General features: G+C 75.6%; 21 protein-coding genes. 7 read left to right on the forward strand and 14 right to left on the reverse strand.

Features of this window, described 5'->3' with window-relative positions; genetic code table 11:
* Nucleotides 1-308 precede the first annotated feature (308 nt).
* Genes BD833_RS22340 through BD833_RS22350 form a run of 3 tightly spaced genes read right to left on the reverse strand, consistent with a single transcriptional unit; the run spans nt 309 to nt 2,286 of the window.
* Nucleotides 309-1,004 (reverse strand): hypothetical protein, encoded by a 696-nt coding sequence (locus tag BD833_RS22340; RefSeq protein WP_166535368.1) that lies wholly within the window; start codon nt 1,002-1,004, stop codon nt 309-311.
* Complete coding sequence (locus tag BD833_RS22345; protein WP_166535369.1) at nt 1,004-1,927, reverse strand: ABC transporter ATP-binding protein; 924 nt, start codon at nt 1,925-1,927, stop codon at nt 1,004-1,006. Before BD833_RS22345 ends, BD833_RS22340 begins: the two co-directional genes overlap by 1 nt.
* On the reverse strand, nt 1,924-2,286 hold the full coding sequence (locus BD833_RS22350; RefSeq protein WP_208092842.1) for a GntR family transcriptional regulator: 363 nt from the start codon (nt 2,284-2,286) through the stop codon (nt 1,924-1,926). Before BD833_RS22350 ends, BD833_RS22345 begins: the two co-directional genes overlap by 4 nt.
* Before the next feature lie 139 nt (nt 2,287-2,425).
* On the opposite strand from BD833_RS22350, the gene BD833_RS22355 reads away from it, so the two are divergent.
* Entirely contained in the window at nt 2,426-3,379 is a 954-nt protein-coding gene (locus tag BD833_RS22355) for a M15 family metallopeptidase (protein WP_166535370.1), read from the forward strand.
* Between the two features lie 7 nt (nt 3,380-3,386).
* Here the strand turns inward: BD833_RS22355 and egtE are convergent, their stop codons facing one another.
* From egtE to BD833_RS22380, 5 genes are read right to left on the reverse strand one after another with little or no spacing between them, the layout of a single operon-like run.
* A complete protein-coding gene (gene egtE / locus BD833_RS22360) occupies nt 3,387-4,535 on the reverse strand; it encodes an ergothioneine biosynthesis PLP-dependent enzyme EgtE (protein ID WP_243737889.1) in 1,149 nt (382 codons plus the stop codon).
* 21 nt (nt 4,536-4,556) lie between these two features.
* Nucleotides 4,557-5,354, reverse strand: a complete 798-nt coding sequence (locus BD833_RS22365) for an anti-sigma factor (protein ID WP_166535371.1) — start codon at nt 5,352-5,354, stop codon at nt 4,557-4,559.
* Nucleotides 5,335-5,937 carry an RNA polymerase sigma factor gene (locus BD833_RS22370; RefSeq protein ID WP_243737890.1) on the reverse strand — a complete coding sequence of 201 codons (603 nt, stop codon included), beginning with the start codon at nt 5,935-5,937 and terminating at the stop codon, nt 5,335-5,337. The genes BD833_RS22365 and BD833_RS22370 overlap by 20 nt, the downstream gene beginning before the upstream one ends.
* A gap of 47 nt (nt 5,938-5,984) precedes the next feature.
* Complete coding sequence (locus BD833_RS22375; protein WP_166535373.1) at nt 5,985-6,653, reverse strand: class F sortase; 669 nt, start codon at nt 6,651-6,653, stop codon at nt 5,985-5,987.
* A 25-nt stretch (nt 6,654-6,678) separates the two neighbouring features.
* The gene (locus BD833_RS22380) at nt 6,679-7,500 is read right to left on the reverse strand and encodes a DUF4397 domain-containing protein (RefSeq protein ID WP_208092843.1); all 822 of its coding nucleotides are present in this window, start codon (nt 7,498-7,500) and stop codon (nt 6,679-6,681) included.
* A gap of 86 nt (nt 7,501-7,586) precedes the next feature.
* Between BD833_RS22380 and BD833_RS22385 the strand changes: the two genes are divergently transcribed.
* Together BD833_RS22385 and BD833_RS22390 are read left to right on the forward strand one after the other, a co-directional pair.
* Nucleotides 7,587-8,087, forward strand: a complete 501-nt coding sequence (locus tag BD833_RS22385) for a DUF309 domain-containing protein (protein ID WP_166535374.1) — start codon at nt 7,587-7,589, stop codon at nt 8,085-8,087.
* Nucleotides 8,084-8,872: a hypothetical protein gene (locus tag BD833_RS22390; protein ID WP_166535375.1), complete on the forward strand. Its 789-nt coding sequence runs from the start codon at nt 8,084-8,086 to the stop codon at nt 8,870-8,872. Before BD833_RS22385 ends, BD833_RS22390 begins: the two co-directional genes overlap by 4 nt.
* Before the next feature lie 35 nt (nt 8,873-8,907).
* Here the strand turns inward: BD833_RS22390 and BD833_RS22395 are convergent, their stop codons facing one another.
* A complete protein-coding gene (locus tag BD833_RS22395; protein WP_243737891.1) occupies nt 8,908-9,267 on the reverse strand; it encodes an STAS domain-containing protein in 360 nt (119 codons plus the stop codon).
* 145 nt (nt 9,268-9,412) lie between these two features.
* Here BD833_RS22395 and BD833_RS22400 point away from each other — a divergent pair, with 145 nt between their 5' ends.
* From BD833_RS22400 to BD833_RS22410, 3 genes are read left to right on the forward strand one after another with little or no spacing between them, the layout of a single operon-like run.
* Complete coding sequence (locus tag BD833_RS22400; protein WP_166535377.1) at nt 9,413-10,129, forward strand: response regulator transcription factor; 717 nt, start codon at nt 9,413-9,415, stop codon at nt 10,127-10,129.
* A 7-nt stretch (nt 10,130-10,136) separates the two neighbouring features.
* Nucleotides 10,137-11,510: a sensor histidine kinase gene (locus tag BD833_RS22405; RefSeq protein WP_243737892.1), complete on the forward strand. Its 1,374-nt coding sequence runs from the start codon at nt 10,137-10,139 to the stop codon at nt 11,508-11,510.
* Nucleotides 11,507-12,619 (forward strand): AMIN-like domain-containing (lipo)protein, encoded by a 1,113-nt coding sequence (locus BD833_RS22410; RefSeq protein ID WP_166535378.1) that lies wholly within the window; start codon nt 11,507-11,509, stop codon nt 12,617-12,619. The genes BD833_RS22405 and BD833_RS22410 overlap by 4 nt, the downstream gene beginning before the upstream one ends.
* A gap of 79 nt (nt 12,620-12,698) precedes the next feature.
* Here the strand turns inward: BD833_RS22410 and BD833_RS22415 are convergent, their stop codons facing one another.
* From BD833_RS22415 to BD833_RS22430, 4 genes are all read right to left on the reverse strand, one after another.
* Nucleotides 12,699-13,280, reverse strand: coding sequence for an AMIN-like domain-containing (lipo)protein (locus BD833_RS22415; RefSeq protein ID WP_243737893.1), 582 nt, complete (start codon nt 13,278-13,280; stop codon nt 12,699-12,701).
* Between the two features lie 180 nt (nt 13,281-13,460).
* Nucleotides 13,461-14,825, reverse strand: coding sequence for a cryptochrome/photolyase family protein (locus tag BD833_RS22420; RefSeq protein ID WP_166535380.1), 1,365 nt, complete (start codon nt 14,823-14,825; stop codon nt 13,461-13,463).
* A 44-nt stretch (nt 14,826-14,869) separates the two neighbouring features.
* Nucleotides 14,870-15,370 carry an HAAS signaling domain-containing protein gene (locus BD833_RS22425; protein WP_166535381.1) on the reverse strand — a complete coding sequence of 167 codons (501 nt, stop codon included), beginning with the start codon at nt 15,368-15,370 and terminating at the stop codon, nt 14,870-14,872.
* Nucleotides 15,367-15,711, reverse strand: coding sequence for a PadR family transcriptional regulator (locus BD833_RS22430; RefSeq protein WP_166535382.1), 345 nt, complete (start codon nt 15,709-15,711; stop codon nt 15,367-15,369). Before BD833_RS22430 ends, BD833_RS22425 begins: the two co-directional genes overlap by 4 nt.
* A gap of 119 nt (nt 15,712-15,830) precedes the next feature.
* Here BD833_RS22430 and BD833_RS22435 point away from each other — a divergent pair, with 119 nt between their 5' ends.
* Nucleotides 15,831-16,685, forward strand: coding sequence for an Fpg/Nei family DNA glycosylase (locus BD833_RS22435; protein WP_166535383.1), 855 nt, complete (start codon nt 15,831-15,833; stop codon nt 16,683-16,685).
* Between the two features lie 21 nt (nt 16,686-16,706).
* On the opposite strand, the gene BD833_RS22440 is transcribed toward BD833_RS22435, so the two are convergent.
* Nucleotides 16,707-17,906, reverse strand: a complete 1,200-nt coding sequence (locus BD833_RS22440) for an MBL fold metallo-hydrolase (protein WP_243737894.1) — start codon at nt 17,904-17,906, stop codon at nt 16,707-16,709.
* Between the last annotated feature and the right edge of the window lie 231 nt (nt 17,907-18,137).

An 18,137-nucleotide genomic window follows, 5' to 3' on the forward strand; every position in this document is an offset into this window, starting at 1 on the left:
TGCCCTGGAGACGGGGTGGGAGAGTAGGACGCCGCCGGACAACCATTCCCGAAGGGGCCCCAGCATCCGTGCTGGGGCCCCTTCGTGCGTTCCCCGTTCGTCCATTCGGTCTTCGTGCGCTCACTCTCAAGCAGCGCGTCGTCGGAGGTGTCGGCCGAGTCGGTCGCGCGTGCCCCGGTCGTCAGGCCGGCGGCGCGGCATGGGCCTGCACACATGCATCGCGGCCGATGCATCGAGGGCCTGTTCCGTCACGTGGCGGAACAGGGCCTCGATGCGGTCAGCGCCCGGGTGGGTGTTCGCCAGTGGGATCAGGGCACGACGCGACGGATGCCCGGGTAGGTGATCAGTGCGATGACGAGCGCGACCAGGGCGGGCAACCCGATCGTGAGGGTGGCGGCCGACTGGTCGACGAACCAGCGGCCCACGCTCCCCCAGGCATCACGCCAGGTGATCAGGATCGCGAGGCCGCCGAAGAAGAGCAGCGACGCGATGATCAGGCCCCAGGTGCCACCCTGCCCCCAGCGCTTGTGCACGACGCCGACGCCCACGCCGGCGAACGTGAAGATCAGCATCGGTGCACCGGAACTCAGGATCTGCAGGAACGGGTTGTCCGCCTCGAACACGGCCGGCGCCCAGAAGTCCAGCCCGGCGCCCCAGCCGCCGGTCGCGTTCTCGATGGCGACGAGCACGGCGATCGCCACGCCGTAGAAGAGGGACTGGACGACGGCGACGAGGGCTGTCCCGAGGTAGAAGGTGCGCCGGCTCAGGCTGACCCCCATGGCGAAGGGCAGCAGCTGGGTCACCGCCTGCACGTACACCGCCAGGACGGTGAAGTAGAGGGCGAGCACGCCTCCGGAGAAGCTGTTCTCGTCCTCGCCGGCCGGCGTGAGGTGCCAGACCACGACGTTGACGGCGAAGCTGATCGAGACGACCAGCCACGGGATGCCGAGGATGACGAGCGGGTGGATGAGGTGCAGGCGTGCGGCCTGCAGGACGCGGTGCATCAGGAGACCTCCTCGAGGTCCGTGGCGGGGGTGAGGGAGCGCGGGCCGCGCGCGGCGGGGGCCTGCAGGCTCATGGCGACCACGAGCTGCTGCAGGTTGGTGGGCTCGACGGAGAGGCCATGTGCCGCGGCCGAGCCGCGGTCCGCCGGTCGGGCGAGGCGGATGACGGCCCGCGACCGGCCGGCGAGCGACTCGGTGTGCAGCAGCTCGTGCTTCCGGGCGAAGGCCTGCACCGCCTCCTCGGGGCCGGTCACCGTGAGGGCGCTGTTGCGCAGCGACTCGGCGTCGGCGTCCAGCAGCACCCTTCCCCGGTCGAGCAGGAGGACGTGCTCCAGGAGCCCGGCGATCTCCTCGATGAGGTGCGTGGAGAGGACGACGGTGCGCGGGTGCTCGGCGTAGGCGGCGATCAGCCGGTCGTAGAACAGCTGGCGCGCGACGGCGTCCAGCCCGAGGTAGGGCTCGTCGAAGAGCGTGAGCGGTGCCCGCGAGGCGAGGCCGATGATGATGCCGACCGCGGAGTTCATCCCGCGGGACAGCTTCTTGATGGGGCGCCGTCCCGGCAGGTCGAAGTCGGCCAGCAGGGTGCGCGCCAGGTCGGCGTCCCAGTCGGGGAAGAACAGGCCCGCCGCCGTCATGGCGTCCTGCACGCGGAAGTGGTCCGGGTACCGCTGCCCCTCCTTGATGAAACAGATGTCCCGCAGCACCCGGTCGTTCTCGTAGGGGCGGGCGCCGAAGACCTCGACCCGGCCGCTGGTGGGCACCCGCTGGCCGGTCAGCACCTGCATCAGGGTGGTCTTGCCGGCCCCGTTGCGGCCCAGCAGGCCGGTGATGGCGCCCTCCTCGAACGCGGTGTCGACGCCGTCGAGCGCGGTGTGCCCCCGGAAGCGCATGGTGACGTCCTGGACGGTCGCTGCGGCGGTCATCGCTGGGTCTCCCACTCGTGGATCATGGCCGCGAGGTCGCGGGCGGGGATGCCGAGCTTCTGGGCCTCGGCCATCAGGGGGCGGACGTACTGGTCGGCGAACTCGCTGCGCCGACGCTTGAGCAGCTGCTCGCGGGCGCCCGTGGCGACGAACATCCCGACTCCTCGTCTCTTGTAGAGGACCCCGTCGGTGACCAGCTCGTTGAGGCCTTTGGCCGCGGTGGCGGGGTTGATCCGGTGGAAGGCGGCGAGCTCGTTGGACGAGGGCGCCTGGGTCTCCTCGGCGAGGGACCCGTCGACGATCGCGTTCTCGATCAGGTCGGCGACCTGGCGGAAGATGGGCCCGCCGTCGTCGATCACGGGTACGGCCCCCTGCACCTTGCGAACAGGTGCTCTGGTTCATTACTCATGTAATGAACCATAGGACCATGGTCGCCCTGGACGCAAGACCGTGGCGCCGCACCACGTTCCGGGGCTCCGGGCTGCCGGCGCGGGCCCGGTGCGACAGTGGGGGCCGACCACGAGGAGAGGACCCGACCTGCGCACCGACACCACCCCCGTTCGAGCCCCGCGGCGGGGCCGTTCCCGGCGGTGGCTGCTGGGTGCCTCGGCCGTCGTCCTCGTCGCGGCCGGCGCTGCGACGGCAGTGGTCCTGCTGGATCCCGCGGACTCCGCGGGCACCGTCACCACGGCACCGACCACCCCGGCACCGACCACCACGGCACCGACCACCACGGCACCGACCACCACGGCACCGACCACCACGGCACCGACGACCACGGCACCGACGACCACGGCACCGACCCCGCGGACGCCGCCGAGCACGCCGCCCGAGCCCGCCCCGCCCCCCGCTCCGCCGACGTTCGACCGCAGCCGGCTGTCCATCGACGCGCCGGACAGCATCTGGGTGGTGGTCGACAAGCTCCGCTCGCTCGCCCCGATCGACTACCGGCCGGCCGACCTGGTGGACGTCGGCGGCGGCTACCAGCTGCGGTCGGAGGCCGCCCGGGCGATGACGGAGATGCTGGCCGAGGCGGCCGCGGCCGGGCTCGTCATCTCCGTGGAGAGCGCCTTCCGGCCCTACGACCACCAGCAGCGCCTGTTCGCCAACGCGGTGGCGCGCTTCGGGGAGGACGGCGCCGAGCAGCGCAGCGCCCGTCCCGGCTTCAGCGAGCACCAGACCGGGCTGGCCGCCGACCTGGGTGGCGGCGGGTGCCACATCGAGAGCTGCTTCGCCACCACGGCGGAGGGGCAGTGGGTGGCCGCCAACGCGCACCGCTTCGGATTCCTCGTCCGGTACCCGGACGGGTCCCAGGGCATCACCGGCTACAAGTTCGAGCCCTGGCACGTCCGGTACGTCGGGGTGGAGCTGGCGACCGAGCTGCACGACACCGGGGTCGCCACGCTGGAGGATTTCTTCGGGCTGCCAGCCGCGCCGGAGTACGCCGGCTGACCGTGCCTCACAGGGCCGCGGCGAGCGCCTCCAGGTCCTCGAGGGTCGCGTCCAGGTGCGGGGAGACCCGCAGCACCGGGCCGGTCATCTCCCCCGGTGCGCGCTCCGGGCCGATGGCGCTCAGCACGATGCCGTGCTCGGTGAGGAGCCGGGTCCGCGTCTCGACGACGTCGGTGCCCTCGGGCGGCCGGAGCGTCGTGGTGGCGGTGGGCTCGGCGGCCGGCTCGACGACCCGCCACCCGGCGACGCCGTCCAGCAGCTCCCGGGTGGCCCGGCCTAGCGCGGCCAGCCGCGCGCGCACCCGGTCCGGGCCGGCGGCGAGGTGCTCGCCCAGCGCCACGACCAGCCCGACCCGGCCGGCCACGTGCGCCTCGCCGGACTCGAACGCCCGTAGCGGCGGCTCGCCCTCCGGCTCGGGCAGCACCGGGACGAGCTCCGCGGCGATCGCCGGCCGGGCGAACAGCATCCCCACGCCCCGGGGGCCGGCCAGCCACTTGCGGGAGGTGCCGTAGACGACGTCGGCGCCGAGGTCGACGTCGACGTGCCCGAGGGACTGGGCGGCGTCGAGCACCAGCGGTACGCCCGCGGCGCGGCACAGGTCGGACACCTCGCGGGCCGGCTGGAGCAGCCCCCGGTGGCTGCCGACGTGCGTCAGGTGCACGAACCGCGGCGGATCGGTGGCCAGCAGCCGCGCCACCCCGTCGAGGTCGGCGCGGCCCAGCCCGTCGACCGGCAGCGGCTCGGGACGGAGGCCCGCGGCCCGGAGCTGGGCGACGTTCGGCGCGTACTCACCGGGCAGGCAGGCCACCCGGCTGCCGGCCGGCAGCCGCCAGCCGCCGAGCAGCGCCGCCAGGGCCGCCTGCGCGGACTCCACGAAGGCGACGTCGGCGGCCGCCATGCCGACCAGGCCGCCCAGCACGGAGCGGCCCTGCTGCAGCAGGTGGTCGGCGGTGGCCTCTGCGACGTAGCCGCCCAGCTCCGCCTCGTGCCGGGCGTGGTGCGCCGCGGCCTCCAACGCCCGGTGGCTCTGCCGGCTGGACGCGGCGCTGTCCAGGTGGATGCCGGGCGGCCGGGGCCGCACCGACCGCCAGGCGGCGCCCAGGTCCTCGGAGGGCAGGCCTCCCGAGGGAAGGGCGCCGTGGTCCGGATCGGTCACCGGGAACACGCCGGGCGCCGCTCAGCTGTCCAGCACACCGCGGGCCACCGAGACCCCCGAGTGCGCCGGGTCGCCGTCCAGGGGCTCGACGGAGACGTCGACGATCGGGTACGCGGCCAGATCGAGACCCTCCGGCAGCTCGAAGGTCTGGCTGCCCGGCCGCAGGACCCCCAGCGGGACCATCTCCACGACGTCGGGCTCGATCAGCCAGATCTCGTAGTACTCCCCCGCCAGCGCAGGCGCGTCGAGGTCGACCTGCAGGGCCCGGGACCCGTCGTCCCGGACGACGACCTCGGCCCGGCCGGAGGCAGGGTCCTCGCCGAGGGGGTCCAGCGCCACCGCGGTGACCGGCTCGGCGTCGTCCCCGCCCTGCAGCACCGCCACCGCCCCGGCGCCCACCACGGCTCCGACGACCGCGGCCGCCGCGGCCAGCAGCAGCCGGGGGCGGCGGGACCGGAGGGGCACCACCCGGGCGCCGGGCGCGGACTCGTCCGGCGGCTCGGCGGCGGTGGAGCCGGCGGCGGAGGCCGCGACGGCGGGAGGCAGGACGGCGGGAGGCTCGTCGGCGGGAGCCGCGACGGCGGGGGGCGCGACGGAGACCCCGGTGGCGGCCGCGATGGACGCCCACACCGACGCCGGCGGTGTCACCGGCGCGGCGGGGACGGCGAACTCGGGCACCGCCACGGCGTCGACCGCCCGCCGCAGGGCGGCCACCTCCGCCCGGCACTGCGCGCAGGACGCGAGGTGGGCGGCGTCGTCCGCCGGCAGGGTCTCGCCCAGCGCGGCGAGGGCGATCTGGTCAGGCTGTGAGTGCGGCACCGTCCACCTCCAATCGGGTCCTCAGGCGTTCGAGAGTGCGGCGGATATGGGATTTCACCGTGCCCAGCGGGATGCCGGTCTGCTCGGCGATCTGGGCGTGGGTGAGGTCGGCGAAGAACGCCAGCTCGATGATTCCGCGCTGCGGTTGCCCCAGGCGGTCCAGCTCGTCGAGCACGAGCATCCGGTCGGCGACGGCGGTGTCGACGGCGGGCGTGGCCCCGTCGCCCGGTGCGGCCTGAGCCTGGCTGATGGCGGCCTCGGCCTCCCGCCGGAGCCGGTCCCGTCGCGCCCACGTGTCGGCGATCTTGTGCCGGCAGACCCCGGTCAGCCACGCGGGCAGCGGCCCCTGCTCCGGTCGGTACCGGGTGCGCCCGGTCCAGGCGGAGATGAAGGTCTGCTGCGTGACGTCCTCGGCGTCCGGGCCGGAGCCGAAGGCGCGCACCGCCATGCCGTGCACCTGGCCGGCCCACCGCTCGTAGGCCAGCGCGAGCGCCTGCTCGTCGCCGGCGGCGAACCGGCGGCCCACCTCGGCGTCGTCCGGCTCCGCGGCGCCGGGCGGCGCGGGTCGCGGATCGGAGGTCACGCCCCGGACGCTACCGAGGCCGGCCGTCCGTGGGGGGAGCACCCCGGTCACGGCGCGCTGCCGACCACCGGCTCGGCGACCACGACGACGTTGTCGCGGTAGCTGCGGTACTCCGGGAGGAAGGGACCGCCGCAGGTGATGAGCACCAGCCGCGGGGGCCCCGCGCGGGCGAAGAGGGTCTCCACCGGGAGCGTCTCCTTGTGCAGGAGCTCCCGGCTGACCACCCGCCAGCGCGTGGTGATCCCGGCGTCGTCGGTCACGGTGACCTCGTCGCCGGGAGCGATCTCACGGAGCCGGAAGAGGGCGCCGGCCCCCTGCTCGGCGTCGTCCACGTGCCCGGCCAGGACGGCGTTGCCGGCCTCCCCGGGGCGTGGCCCGAAGCGGTACCAGCCGACCCGGCCGACGTCCTCGGGCAGCGCCATCTGGCCGTCGTCGGTGACGCCGACGGCGTCCAGCGGGGCGCCCGCCCCGAGCCCGGGCAGCTCGACCCGGACCGGGGGCGGGCTTCCCGGTTCGGCGGCGGGGGAGGCGTCGCGCACCCCGACCGACGGCGGGTCCGCCCGCTCCGGGAGCGCCGTCGGGGGGACGGCGGGAGCGGGCAGCGCCTGCTCGAGCGATGGTCCCGCCGCCGCGTCCGGCCGGGTGACGACCCAGGCGGTCGGGGCTCCGACCGCGAGGGCCAGGCCCACGGCGACGGCTGCGGCGGCGGGACGCATCAGGTGCTCCTGCGCTCGACCGCGGTCAGCGGCCGGCGCGGGCGAGCCGGACGGCGCCCGCCGCGGCCAGCGCGACCCCGGCGAGGGCGGCCGCACCCACCGGCAGCGGGACGCCGGAGTCGTCGGCCAGGCCGGCGTTCCCGCCCGGGACGCCCGCCGGAGCGGAGTGCGAACCGTCGATGTTCTGGACGGCGAGCTCGTAGCCGGCCTCCTGCGAGCCCCACGCGTAGACGATCGTCGTGGTGCCCTCGGCCAGCGTCAGGTCGGCCGGGCCGATGGCCACGGTGTCCGTGCCCGCGAGCACGACGTCGGCGCTCACGGTGCCGGCCGGCACGGTGAGGGACTCGCCGTTGGGGTTGGTGAGCCCGTCGACCACGACCTGGCCACCGGCGCGGACGTCGACGGCGGGCGCGGCGGCGACGTGCCGCACGGTGACCCGGGCCTGGCCGGCCGGGATGTCACCGGTCTCGTTGACGAACGGGGTCAGCGCCGGCTCGCCCCCCTCGGTGAGGTGGGCGACCACCGTGGCGTTGGCGCCCGCGGGCACCGCCACGTCGTCGGCCGACAGCAGCGGGTCGCCGGACGCGTCGGCGGCGTCGGCCGGGTAGAGCGCCAGGTCGTAGCTCCCCGCCGGCAGCTGCAGCGGGCCGGCGAGCGTGCCGGGCTGGAAGTCGTCGATCAGTCGCTCGCCGTTGGCGTAGACGTCGACCGGGGTGTCCGGTACGCCGTGCAGGACGGAGACGGTCGCGGTGTGGCTGTCGGCCAGCGCCGGCGTCGCCATCAGGACCAGCGCACCCGTGGCGCTGAGGACACCGGCAGTTCGGCCGAGCGTGCGGTTCGTGCTCACGGTGGTTCCTCTCGTCGAAGTGTTGTGCTACACCCCTGCTTCCGGCGGGGTCGGCCGTGCGGATGCAGGTACGGCACGATGAGGTCGTGGGCGATCGGGACCGGGACGTCGAGGGACGGGCCCGGAACGCGCGGCCGCGCGACGCGCTGGGCCGGCCGCTGCCGCACGGCGCGGTCGGTGAGGAGCGGGCGCCGGAGGGCGTCGTCCGGGCGCCGGCGGTGGCGCTGGCCGAGGCCCAGGCGCTGCTGGACGCGGGCCGCCCCTTCCACGCCCACGAGGTGCTCGAGGACGCCTGGAAGTCGGCGCCGGAGGCCGAGCGCGAGCTGTGGCGGGGGCTGGCGCAGCTCGCCGTCGGCCTGACGCACGCGGCCCGGGGCAACGGCCGGGGTGCGCGGACCCTGCTGGAGCGTGGCGCGGGGAACATCGCCGGCTACGCGGCCGCGCCGCCCCACGGGGTGGACGTCGACGGGCTGGGGGCGTGGGCGAGGAGCCTGGCCGCAGCGCCGGGTTCGGGCGCCGACCCGGCCGCTGTCGCCCCCCGGTTGACCGGTTCGGCGGTGCACGACCGGGGCACACCGCGACGATGACGACGAACGCCACGCGTGGCGATGGGTTTCGGATCGCGGCGGTGCTCACCGCCGCCGTCGCCCAGATCGCCGGCAGCCCGCTGGGCACCGCGATCGCCGATCGCAGCGTGGGTGCGGTCAGCGACGAGACCGGCTCGCTGATCACCCCGGCCGGCTACGCCTTCGCCATCTGGGGCGTCATCTTCGCCGGCTCGTTGGCCTGGGCGGCCTACCAGGCGTTGCCGGCCCAGCGCGGCCGCGAGCTGCACCGGCGCACCGGGTGGCCGCTGGCCGCGGCCTTCGCCGGCAACACGGCGTGGGAGATCGCCTTCCCGCTGATCGGCATCTCGGTCCCGCTGGTCCCGCTGGTGCTGCTGTTCTGCATCGTGGCGGCCACCGCGGTCGCCTGGGCGCGGCTGCAGGACCTCAGGATCGAAGGGCTGGGCCGGTTGCTGCCGGCCGCGGTGACGGGTCTGCTGCTCGGCTGGGTGACCGTCGCAGCGGCGGTCAACGCCGGGCAGGCCGGGGTGGCCCTGGGGGCGCCGGCGTCCGGCACCACCGCCCAGGTGTGGGCGGTCGTGGTGCTGGCGGTCGTCAGCCTGATCGCGTCGGCGCTGGTGCTGGCGGCGCGGCACGCCGCCGGACCGTTCGCGCTCGCCGTCGTCTGGGGGCTGGTCGCCGTCGCGGTCGCCGGGCCCCCGACCCCGGTCGTCATCGCCGCCTTCGCCGCCGCCTCGGCCGTCGCGGTCGCGCTCGTCGTCCGCACCGCGGTCCACCGGGACCCAGCGACGTTGCTCGTCGGCTGACGTCACCCGGCCCGCGCTCCGGCGAGCCTGCCGGCTCAGGCGGAGCGGCCCAGGCCCTCCAGGCCCAGCACCCGCGACAGGCCGGTGCGGCGCAGCAGCTCCAGGGTCCGGCGGCTCGGCCCGCGGAGGACCACGCTGCCGCCCCGCGCCCGGCAGGTGCGGTGCGCGGACAGGAGGCTGGCCGCCGCCGCCCCGGTGAGGTGCTCCACGCCCCGGACGTCGACGACGACCCAGCGCGCACCCGTGAGCAGGGCGTCGTGCAGCAGCCAGCGGATGTCGGCCACCCCCTCGGCGAGCATGTCGTCGGTCACCCGCAGCACCACCTCGTCGGGGCCGTGCCCGGGCGCGACACCGCCGGGGAGGGGAATCCGGTGGACGCGGTCGGCAGGGCGCACGTCGGCCTCCTCGGCGGTCGGTGTCCGCGCGGTCTGCCAGCAGCTTCGCGGCCCGAGGTTGCGACCTCCCGGGCAGCGACATTGCGATCGCATGACGGGAGCCGGCGGACCCTGGGGCCGCGTTCCGCGGTGGCAGCATGACCGCGTGTCGCTGCGGATCCTCATCGTGGAGGACGACGACTCCATCCGCACCGCGCTGCGGTGGGCTCTGGAGGACGAGGGGTACGACGTCGCCGAGGCGGCGTCCGGGGAAGAGGCCGTCCGCATGGTCGGCATCGCGGCGCCGGACATGATGATCGTCGACCTGATGCTGGGGTCGATGGACGGCTTCGCCGTCATCCGCGAGGTGCGGGAGGGCCACGACCTGCCCGTCGTGGTGGTCAGCGCCCGTGCCGACACGCAGGACATCGTCGCCGCGCTGGAGGTCGGCGCGGACGACTACGTGACCAAGCCCTTCCAGATCAAGGAGATCACCGCGCGGCTGCGGGCCCTGCGGCGCCGGACCGCGCCGCCGCCGGCGGGCGCGCCGTCCGCCGGCGCGCGGCCGGGCGTCGTCCTCGACTCCGACCCGTACGAGCCGCTGGTCCTCCGGGAGGCCAGCGGCACCGTCCACCGCGGCGACCGGCAGGTCCCGCTCACGCTGACCGAGTACCGCGTGCTGTGCGAGCTGGCCGGCGCGCCGGGGCGGGTGTTCAGCCGGCAGGCGCTGCTGGAACGCGTCTGGGAGCACGGGTTCTTCGGCGACGAGCGGATCGTCGACGTCCACGTGCGACGGCTGCGGACGAAGATCGAGCGCGACCCGAGCTCGCCGCAGCTCGTGGTCACGGTCCGGGGCCTGGGCTACCGCCTGGACCCGCAGTGAGCCGCTGGTGAGCCGGGTTCCGGGGCGGCGGGGGCTGCGGGCGCGGATCGTGCTCGGCTTCGCGGCCAGCACCCTGCTGGTGTCGGCCGTGCTGGTCACGACCACCTGGCTGCTCGCGCGCAGCTACGTGGTGGAGCAGCGGGAGCAGGCGCTCACCCAGCAGGCGTTCGCCGACGCCGACGTGCTGCGCAACCGAATGTCCACCGCGGGCGCGGACGTGGGCCGGGTGCTCGGGGAGCTGGTGCCGTTCGGGGACGCGGAGGTCGTCGTGCGCAGCGGGGAGGACTGGTTCTCCTCGAGTCTGGACGTCGGCGGCCGGAACGTCCCGGGGGAGCTCCAGGACGTCGTGGCCACGGGCGCGGCGGGGGCGATGCGGGTGGAGACGCCCGACGGCCCGCAGCTCGTCGTCGCCGTCCCGGTGGTGAGCGCCGGGATCGAGTTCTACGCGGTGTCGCCGCTGGACGACCTGGAGCGGCTGCTGCGCACGCTGGCCCTCGTCCTGGGGGCCGGGGCGTGCGTGGCCACCCTGGCCGGCGCGGGCTTCGGGGCGTGGGCCAGCCGGCGCGCGGTGCTCCCGCTTGAGCAGGTGGCCGGCGCCGCGACGAGGATCGCCGGCGGCGAGCTGTCCACCCGCCTCCCGGCGACCGACGACCCCGACCTGGTGGGCATCGTGGCCGCCTTCAACAGCATGGTCGATGCCCTCTCCGCGCGGATCAGCCGCGACGCCCGGTTCGTCGGCGACGTCAGCCACGAGCTGCGCAGCCCGCTCACCAGCCTGACCACGAGCGTCGAGGTGCTGGCCACCCGGCGCCAGGAGCTGCCGGCGCGGGCGCAGGAGGCGCTGGCGCTGGTGGAGGGTGAGGTGACGCGGCTGCGGGTGACCCTGGACGACCTGCTGCAGCTGGCCTGGTTCGACGGCGCCGGCCCGCTGCTGGACGCCGCCCCGGTCTCCATGGGCGAGCTCGTCCGGGAGGTGCTGGAGGGAACCGGCCGGGACGTCGGCCTGCTGGTGGCCGAGCCCGGCGACGGGACCACCGTGCTCGGCGACAAGTCGCGGCTGGAGCGGGCGGTGCGCAACCTCCTCGACAACGCCGACCGCTACGGGGACGGGCCGGTGCGGGTGGCGGTCCACCGCTGCGAGGGCACGGTGCTCGTGACCGTGGACGACGCTGGGCCGGGCGTGCCGGTGCTCGACCGCGAGCGGATCTTCGAGCGCTTCGCCCGCGCGCCCGGCTCGGCCCGGCGCTCGGTGCCCGGGGCCGGGCTGGGGCTGGCCATCGTGGCCGAGACCACGGCGCAGCACGGCGGGACGGCGGAGTGCGCCGACAGCCCGGCCGGCGGCGCCCGCTTCGTGCTCTCGTTGCCGGCGGCGCGCTCATGAGCCGCCTGGGCGCCGCCGGCCTGCTGGGCGTGCTCCTCACGGCGACGGCGTGCGGGGTGCCCACCGGTGACGACCCGTCGACGATCGCGCCGTCCGACGTCCCGTACGGGCTGGCCGCGCCGGCGCCGCGGGCCACCGCCGAGCAGACGCCCGTCCCCCGCGAGGAGGCCGGCTGGGCCTACCTGGTCGGCGCCGACGGGGCGCTCGTCCCGCTGGCCCGCGACAGCGGCGCCGGCTCGCCCGAGCAGCGGCTCGGCATGCTGCTCGCCGCGCTGGCGGACGGGCCGACCGACGAGGAGCGGGCCCGGAGGCTGTCCACCGCGCTGCCCGCCGGGGTGACCCTCTCGGTGGGCGGCATCGACGGTGCCACCGCGACGATCGACCTCTCCGCGGCGGCGCCGCTGCCGTCCGGGGTGGCGAGCCGGCAGGCTGTGGCGCAGATCGTGCTGACCGCCACGAGCCTGCCGGGGGTCGAGGCGGTGCTGCTGACCAGCGAGGGGGAGCCGGTGGAGGCCCCGCTGCCCTCCGGCGCGCTCACCGACGAGCCGCTGCTCCCGGCCGACTACGCCGTCTTCCTCAGCCCCCCGCCGGCGACCGGCCCGGCTGCTCCCGCGACGCCGCGGCCCTCGACCACGGAGCCGCAGGCGTCCCCCACCGCGCCACGCCCCTTCGTCGCCGACACCCGACCGGACACCGCCGTGCCCTCCGCCGGCGCGGCGGTGACCGTGACCGACGTGCGGGTCGGGCAGCACGAGGGCTTCGACCGGGTCGTCTTCGTGGTCGACGGCGCCGGGCTCCCCGGCTGGGACGTGCGCTACGTGCCGGAGGCGCGGTCGGCGGGCAGCGGGCTGCCGGTCGAGGTGGCGGGGGAGGCCGTCCTCCGGGTCGTCCTCACCGGTGTGGGCCTGCCGGGGGACACCGGCGTCGCGCCGTACTCCGGGCCCGACCCGCTCGGCCTCGGCGGGCCGGCCGTTGACGAGGTGTCCGTCGACTCGGTGTTCGAGGGGGAGCTGGTGGCCTTCCTCGGCACCGCCGCCGAGCGGCCCTTCCGGGTCTACCGGCTCCAGGACCCCAGCCGCGTGGTGGTGGAGGTGCTGCACCAGGGCTGATCCGCGCGGGAGCTGGACACCGGCGCGCTCCCGGACCGGGGAGCCCACCGGCGTGCAGATCCCGCACGGGCGGGGGAGGTCACCAGCGGTGCGCGACGTCGATCACGAGGCGCACGGCGTCGTCGTTCCCCGGGGCGCCGAGCAGGACGAACGTCCGGAACGGCAGCCGGGCGCGGGTGCCCACCCCCAGCGTGGTGCTGCCCTCGTACGAGCCGGCCCAGGCGACCTGCTCGAACGTCCGGAACCCGGCGACGTCGACGACCGCGCCGCGGCTGGGCGGCAGGTAGGTGGCGTTGCCGTGCCGGTCGTAGGCCGGGGCGTCGACGACGACCTCCAGGGCGGCGCCACCGGCCAGCGGCACGGGCGCGCCCGAGCCGACCTCGTGCACCGCGTCGACGTAGCGGACCGACCAGCCGGTCGCCGCCGCCGGGCCGCGCAGGTCGACGACCAGGCGGTCGAAGCAGGCGTGCCGTCCGGCGCGCACGTCGCTCACGGTCAGGCCGGCGGCGGCGGCCGCGCTGCTCTCCGGCAGCGAGCCCCACACCAGGCCGCAGTACGGCGCGCGGGCCGAGCCCGCGGCGGCCGCCGGGGTGAGGAACCCCAGCAGCAGCGCGACCACCCCGGCGAGGACCGCCAGGGGACCGAGTCGGAATCTGTTCACGATGCCCTCCATCAGCCGGGCCCGTGCCCCGTTGGCGCGGGCCTGCGAGGAAAGGTGTACTCCCGGATCGGGGCGCCGAAAGCCGCCGCAACAGCCTCTCCACCAGGTCGTCGCGGGCGTCATGCCGTCGTCGCGCCACCGCAATCCCGGCGGTCCCGGGGGCCGCCGGACAGGCCCGGATCAGCGGCCGCGGAGGCGGGTGAAGCGGTCCAGCGCGACCTGCCGCTCGTGCGCGTGGTCGACCACGGGCCCGGGGTAGCCGGCCGGGATGCCGCCGGGGGCGGTCCACGGCTCGTGCACGTGCTTCGGGTCGAGGTCGCGCAGCTCGGGCACCCAGCGCTTCACGTAGGCGCCGTCGGGGTCGAACTTCTTCCCCTGGGTGATCGGGTTGAACACCCGGTAGTACGGCGAGGCGTCGGTGCCGGTGCCGGCGACCCACTGCCAGCCGTGGTTGTTGCTGGCCAGGTCGCCGTCGACCAGGTGCTCCATGAAGTACTTCGCGCCCAGCGTCCACTCCTGGTGCAGGTCCTTGACCAGGAACGAGGCGACGATCATCCGCACCCGGTTGTGCACGTAGGCCTCGCCCAGCAGCTGCCGCATGCCGGCGTCGACGATCGGGAAGCCGGTGCGCCCGGCCTTCCAGGCGGCGACCAGCTGGTCGGCGTCCGGACCGCTGTCGTAGCCCATGGCCCGCAGCTCCGGCTTCAGGTACTCGCGGGCGGACTCCGGCCGGTGCCACAGGACGTCGGCGTAGAAGTCCCGCCAGGCCAGCTCGTCGGTGTACCGGCGCACCGACTCGCCCTGCTCGCCGGCCAGGTCGGCGACGAGCGTGCGCGGGTGGATGCAGCCGTACTTCAGATAGGCGGACAGCCGGCTGGTGCCGCTCGTGCCCGGGGTGTTGCGACCCTCGGCGTAGCCGGTCAGCCGCTCGTCGCGGAAGCGCGCCCAGGCGGCGAGCGCCGCGGCCTCCCCGGCGGGCGGAAGGGCGACGCCCCCGAGCTCCGGCGCCGGGGGCGGGGCGTCGGAGCGGACGCCGGTGCGCCACCGGACGTCGTCGGGGGAGGCCGCCGGGGCGCGCCAGCCGTGCTCGCGCCAGGCCCGGGCGAAGGGGGAGAAGACCTGGAACGGGGTGCCGTCGCGCTTGGTGACCCGCCCCGGGGTGACCAGGTACGGCGAGCCGGTGCGCACCAGCGGCACGTCGCCCAGGGCGCGCTCCACCGCCGCGTCGCGACGCCGGCCGTACGGGCCGGCGTCGGCGCTTCCGTGCACCGAGGTGGCCCCCACCTCGGCGGCGAGGTCGGGCAGCACCCGGGCCGGGTCGCCGCGCCGCAGGACCAGCGCGCCGCCGAGGTCGGCGTCCAGCGCGGCCAGGCAGTCGAGCAGGAACCGACGGCGCGGGTTCCCGGAGGGGTCGTAGAGCCGGTCGTCGAACACGAAGACGGGGACGACGTCGCCGTCCGGGCCGGCCGCGTCGCGGGCGGCCAGCAGGGCGGGGTGGTCGCCCAGCCGGAGGTCGCGGCGGAACCAGAGCAGCGCGGTCGGCACCGGCCGAGCCTAGGAACGTTCCCCGCCACCCGCCCGGCGGGAGGTCACTGCGTCAGGAGGGCGAGCAGCCAGGTCACGCCGGCCAGGAGGACCAGGAACACGCTCATCGAGGCGACGACCGCCCCCGGTCCCGGGGTGATCCGGCGACCGGTGCGCGGGTCGGCCACCGGCTGCTGGCGCCGGAGCTGGCCGACCATGGGCGGAAGCCAGAGCAGCGCGCCGACGAGCAGGGCGACCCCGGCCGGCATGCCGTGCACCCGCTCGTCCGTGACCAGGCCGAAGATGCCGTTGGCGATGAGCCAGCCGCACGCCAGGCCGAGCACCATCAGCCCGATCCCGGCGAGCCGGGCGGTGAGCGGCCGCGGTCCGGCGAAACCGGCGGCGTACTCGGCGGCCGGCCCGAACGCCTCGACCGGCGTCTCGCCGGTCTCGGCGACGTGGCTCTCGACCTCGGCGACGATCTCGCCCATCCGCTCGGGTGCCACGTGGTGGCTGCGCAGGGCGCGCAGCAGGTCCCGCCGGTAGGTCGCGGTGTCGGTGGTCATCGGGAACTCCTCACGGACGGGAGCAGACCGGCGGCCCGCTCGGTGAAGGACTGCCAGGCGGCGGCGCGGGCGGCGAGGTGCTCGGCGCCGGCCGTGGTGACGGCGAAGTACTTGCGGCCGGGCCCGCCGGCGCCCTCGCGCCAGGAGGAGGTCACCAGGCCCTCCTCCTCGAGGCGGTTGAGCACCGGGTAGAGCGTGCCGCCCTTCACGGTGCCCAGCCCTCCTGCTTGCAGGCGTTGAGCGACCGCGTAGCCGTAGGTCTCCTCGTCGGCCACCGCGGCGAGCACGCACAGTGGCAGCACTGCGCGCAGCCACTCGCTGGGCCAGGTGTCGTTCGGCATGACTAGAGCGCAATGCCGACTAGTCAGGATGTCTATCTAGTCAGGATGTCGGATCAGTCGAACGGGCATTCCGCTGATCGGGGGCGGCGGGCGCGGGTGATCGGGGCGATCATGGTCGGGTGCCCGAGTTGCCCGAGGTGGAGGCGCTGGCCGCGTTCCTGCGCGAGGACGCCGTCGGCCACGTGCTGACCCGCGCCGACCTGGCCGCGGTGCAGGCGATCAAGACGTTCGACCCCCCGCTGTCGGCGCTGGGCGGGCTGGAGATCACCGGCGCCGGCCGGCACGGCAAGTTCCTCGACCTCGACGTCTCCGGCCTGCACCTCGTCGTCCACCTGGCCCGGGCCGGCTGGCTGCACTGGCGGGAGAACCTGCCGACGGCGCCGCCCAAGCCCGGCAAGGGGCCGCTGGCGCTGCGCGTGCACCTGGACGACGGCAACGGCTTCGACCTCACCGAGCAGGGGACGCGCAAGGGGCTGGCGCTCTACGTCGTGCGCTCGCCGGCCGAGGTGCCGGGCATCGCGCGGCTGGGGCCCGATGCCCTCCAGGTGGACCGGGAGACCTTCGCCGCCCTGATGGCCGGCCGGTCCGGGCAGCTCAAGGGCGCACTCACCGACCAGACGCTGCTCTCGGGCATCGGCAACGCCTACTCCGACGAGATCCTGCACGCCGCGCGGCTCTCGCCGTTCAAGATGGCCGACAAGCTGACCGACGACGAACTGGTCCGTCTCCACGAGGCGATGCGGGCCACGCTCACCGGTGCGCTGGAGCGCCAGGTGGGCCAGCGTGCGGCGACGATGAAGGGCGAGAAGCGCTCGGGCCTGCAGGTGCACGCGCGCACCGGCCTCCCCTGCCCGGTCTGCGGCGACACGGTGCGCGAGGTGAGCTTCGCCGACACGTCGCTGCAGTACTGCCCGACCTGCCAGACCGGCGGCAAGCCGCTGGCCGACCGGCGGATGAGCAAGCTCCTCCGCTAGCTGTACTGACCGGCCGCCCGGTCAGGCGCGCCCGAGCGGCAGCCAGGCGACCAGGCGGGCGACGGTGGACAGGCCTGGGCCCGGCTCGCCGGCCGGGTCTGGCTGCTCCGCCGCCGAGCCGACCGCGCTCCACCAGTCCTCCAGCTCCGGCGGCTCCAGGACGTCGATCCGCTGCCCGGGCCGGGGAACCACCAGCTGCGCTCCGCGCTTCTCCGCCGCGGCGCGCAGCCGCTGCGCGGGCTCGGCCCACCGGTGGAAGGCCAGGTTGAACGTGGCCCAGTGGATCGGGAGCAGGAGGCGCCCGCCGAGGTCCTCGTGCGCGCGCATCGCCTCCTCCGGGTCCATGTGGATGGCGTGCCAGGCGTCGTTGTAGGCGCCGATGGGCAGCAGCGTGAGGTCGAAGGGACCCAGCTGGGCGCCGATCCGCGCGAACGCGGGGGTGTAGCCGGTGTCCCCGCCGAAGAACACCCGGTGCCGCGGCCCGGTGATCGCCCACGACGCCCACAGCGTGGTGTCGCGGGAGAAGAAGCGACCGGAGAAGTGCCGCGCCTCGGTGCAGGTGAGGGTCAGCTCGCCGACCGTCGTGGCGCCGTCCCAGTCCAGCTCGACGATGCGCTCGTCGGGCACCCCCCACCTGCGCAGGTGCTCCCCGATGCCCAGTGGCACGACGAACGGCGCCGTCTGGCCGGTGAGCAGGGCCCGGACGGTGGGCAGGTCGAGGTGGTCGTAGTGGTCGTGGGAGATCAGGATCGCGTCGACCGGGGGCAGCTCGGCCAGCGGCATCGGCGCCGGGTGCAGCCGGGTCGGCCCGATCAGCGGCGAGGGCGACACCCGCTCGCCCCACACCGGGTCGACCAGCACCCGGCTGCCGTCCACCTCGAGCAGGGCGCTGGCGTGCCCGAACCAGGTGACGGCGAGCTCGCCGGCCCGGGAGGGCAGCTGCGAGGTGGCCAGCGGGATGCGGCCACCGGGCAGGCCGACGTGCCGCTCCTCGTGCCACTGCCGCAGCAGGCCGTTGCGGGCGTTGGCCGGGGAGAGCGCCGGCGTGGGCATGGTGTTGTGGAACCGGCCCTCGCTGAAGTGCGGCGAGCCGGCGACGACCGGGCGCAGCCGACGGCGGTGCGCGCCCAGCGCCGTGGGGATCCCCCAGGCGGCACGGGCCACCCAGCCGACGGGGAGGGCGAGCAGGGCAGCAGCGAGAGCGGTCCGGGGAAGCGGCACGCGCTCCAGCATCCCAGCCGGAGATGGATCCGCGCTGTGAACCAGGTGATGCCCCGTCGAGCCGCCCCGGAACGATCAGGTGACCTGGTCATCACGGGTCCTGGCTCACCACCGGTGGTGAGCCAGGACCCGGAATGATCAGGACGCTCCTATGACGGGTCAAGCCGCGAGCGGTGGTGATTCGAGGCGTCGGTAGAGCTCGCGGGCGATGTAGCGCTTGAGGCAGCGTTT

The sequence above is a fragment of the Blastococcus xanthinilyticus genome (assembly GCF_008124835.1).
GTDB classification, from domain to species: Bacteria; Actinomycetota; Actinomycetes; order Mycobacteriales; family Geodermatophilaceae; genus Blastococcus; species Blastococcus xanthinilyticus.

Bases quoted from the DNA above. Each gene is read 5' to 3' on its own strand.
- BD833_RS22340 (WP_166535368.1), bottom strand. From the start codon at position 1,004: ATGCACCGCGTCCTGCAGGCCGCACGCCTGCACCTCATCCACCCGCTC.
- BD833_RS22345 (WP_166535369.1), bottom strand. From the start codon at position 1,927: ATGACCGCCGCAGCGACCGTCCAGGACGTCACCATGCGCTTCCGGGGG.
- BD833_RS22375 (WP_166535373.1), bottom strand. From the start codon at position 6,653: ATGCGTCCCGCCGCCGCAGCCGTCGCCGTGGGCCTGGCCCTCGCGGTC.
- BD833_RS22390 (WP_166535375.1), top strand. From the start codon at position 8,084: ATGACGACGAACGCCACGCGTGGCGATGGGTTTCGGATCGCGGCGGTG.
- BD833_RS22410 (WP_166535378.1), top strand. From the start codon at position 11,507: ATGAGCCGCCTGGGCGCCGCCGGCCTGCTGGGCGTGCTCCTCACGGCG.
- BD833_RS22425 (WP_166535381.1), bottom strand. From the start codon at position 15,370: ATGACCACCGACACCGCGACCTACCGGCGGGACCTGCTGCGCGCCCTG.
- BD833_RS22430 (WP_166535382.1), bottom strand. From the start codon at position 15,711: ATGCCGAACGACACCTGGCCCAGCGAGTGGCTGCGCGCAGTGCTGCCA.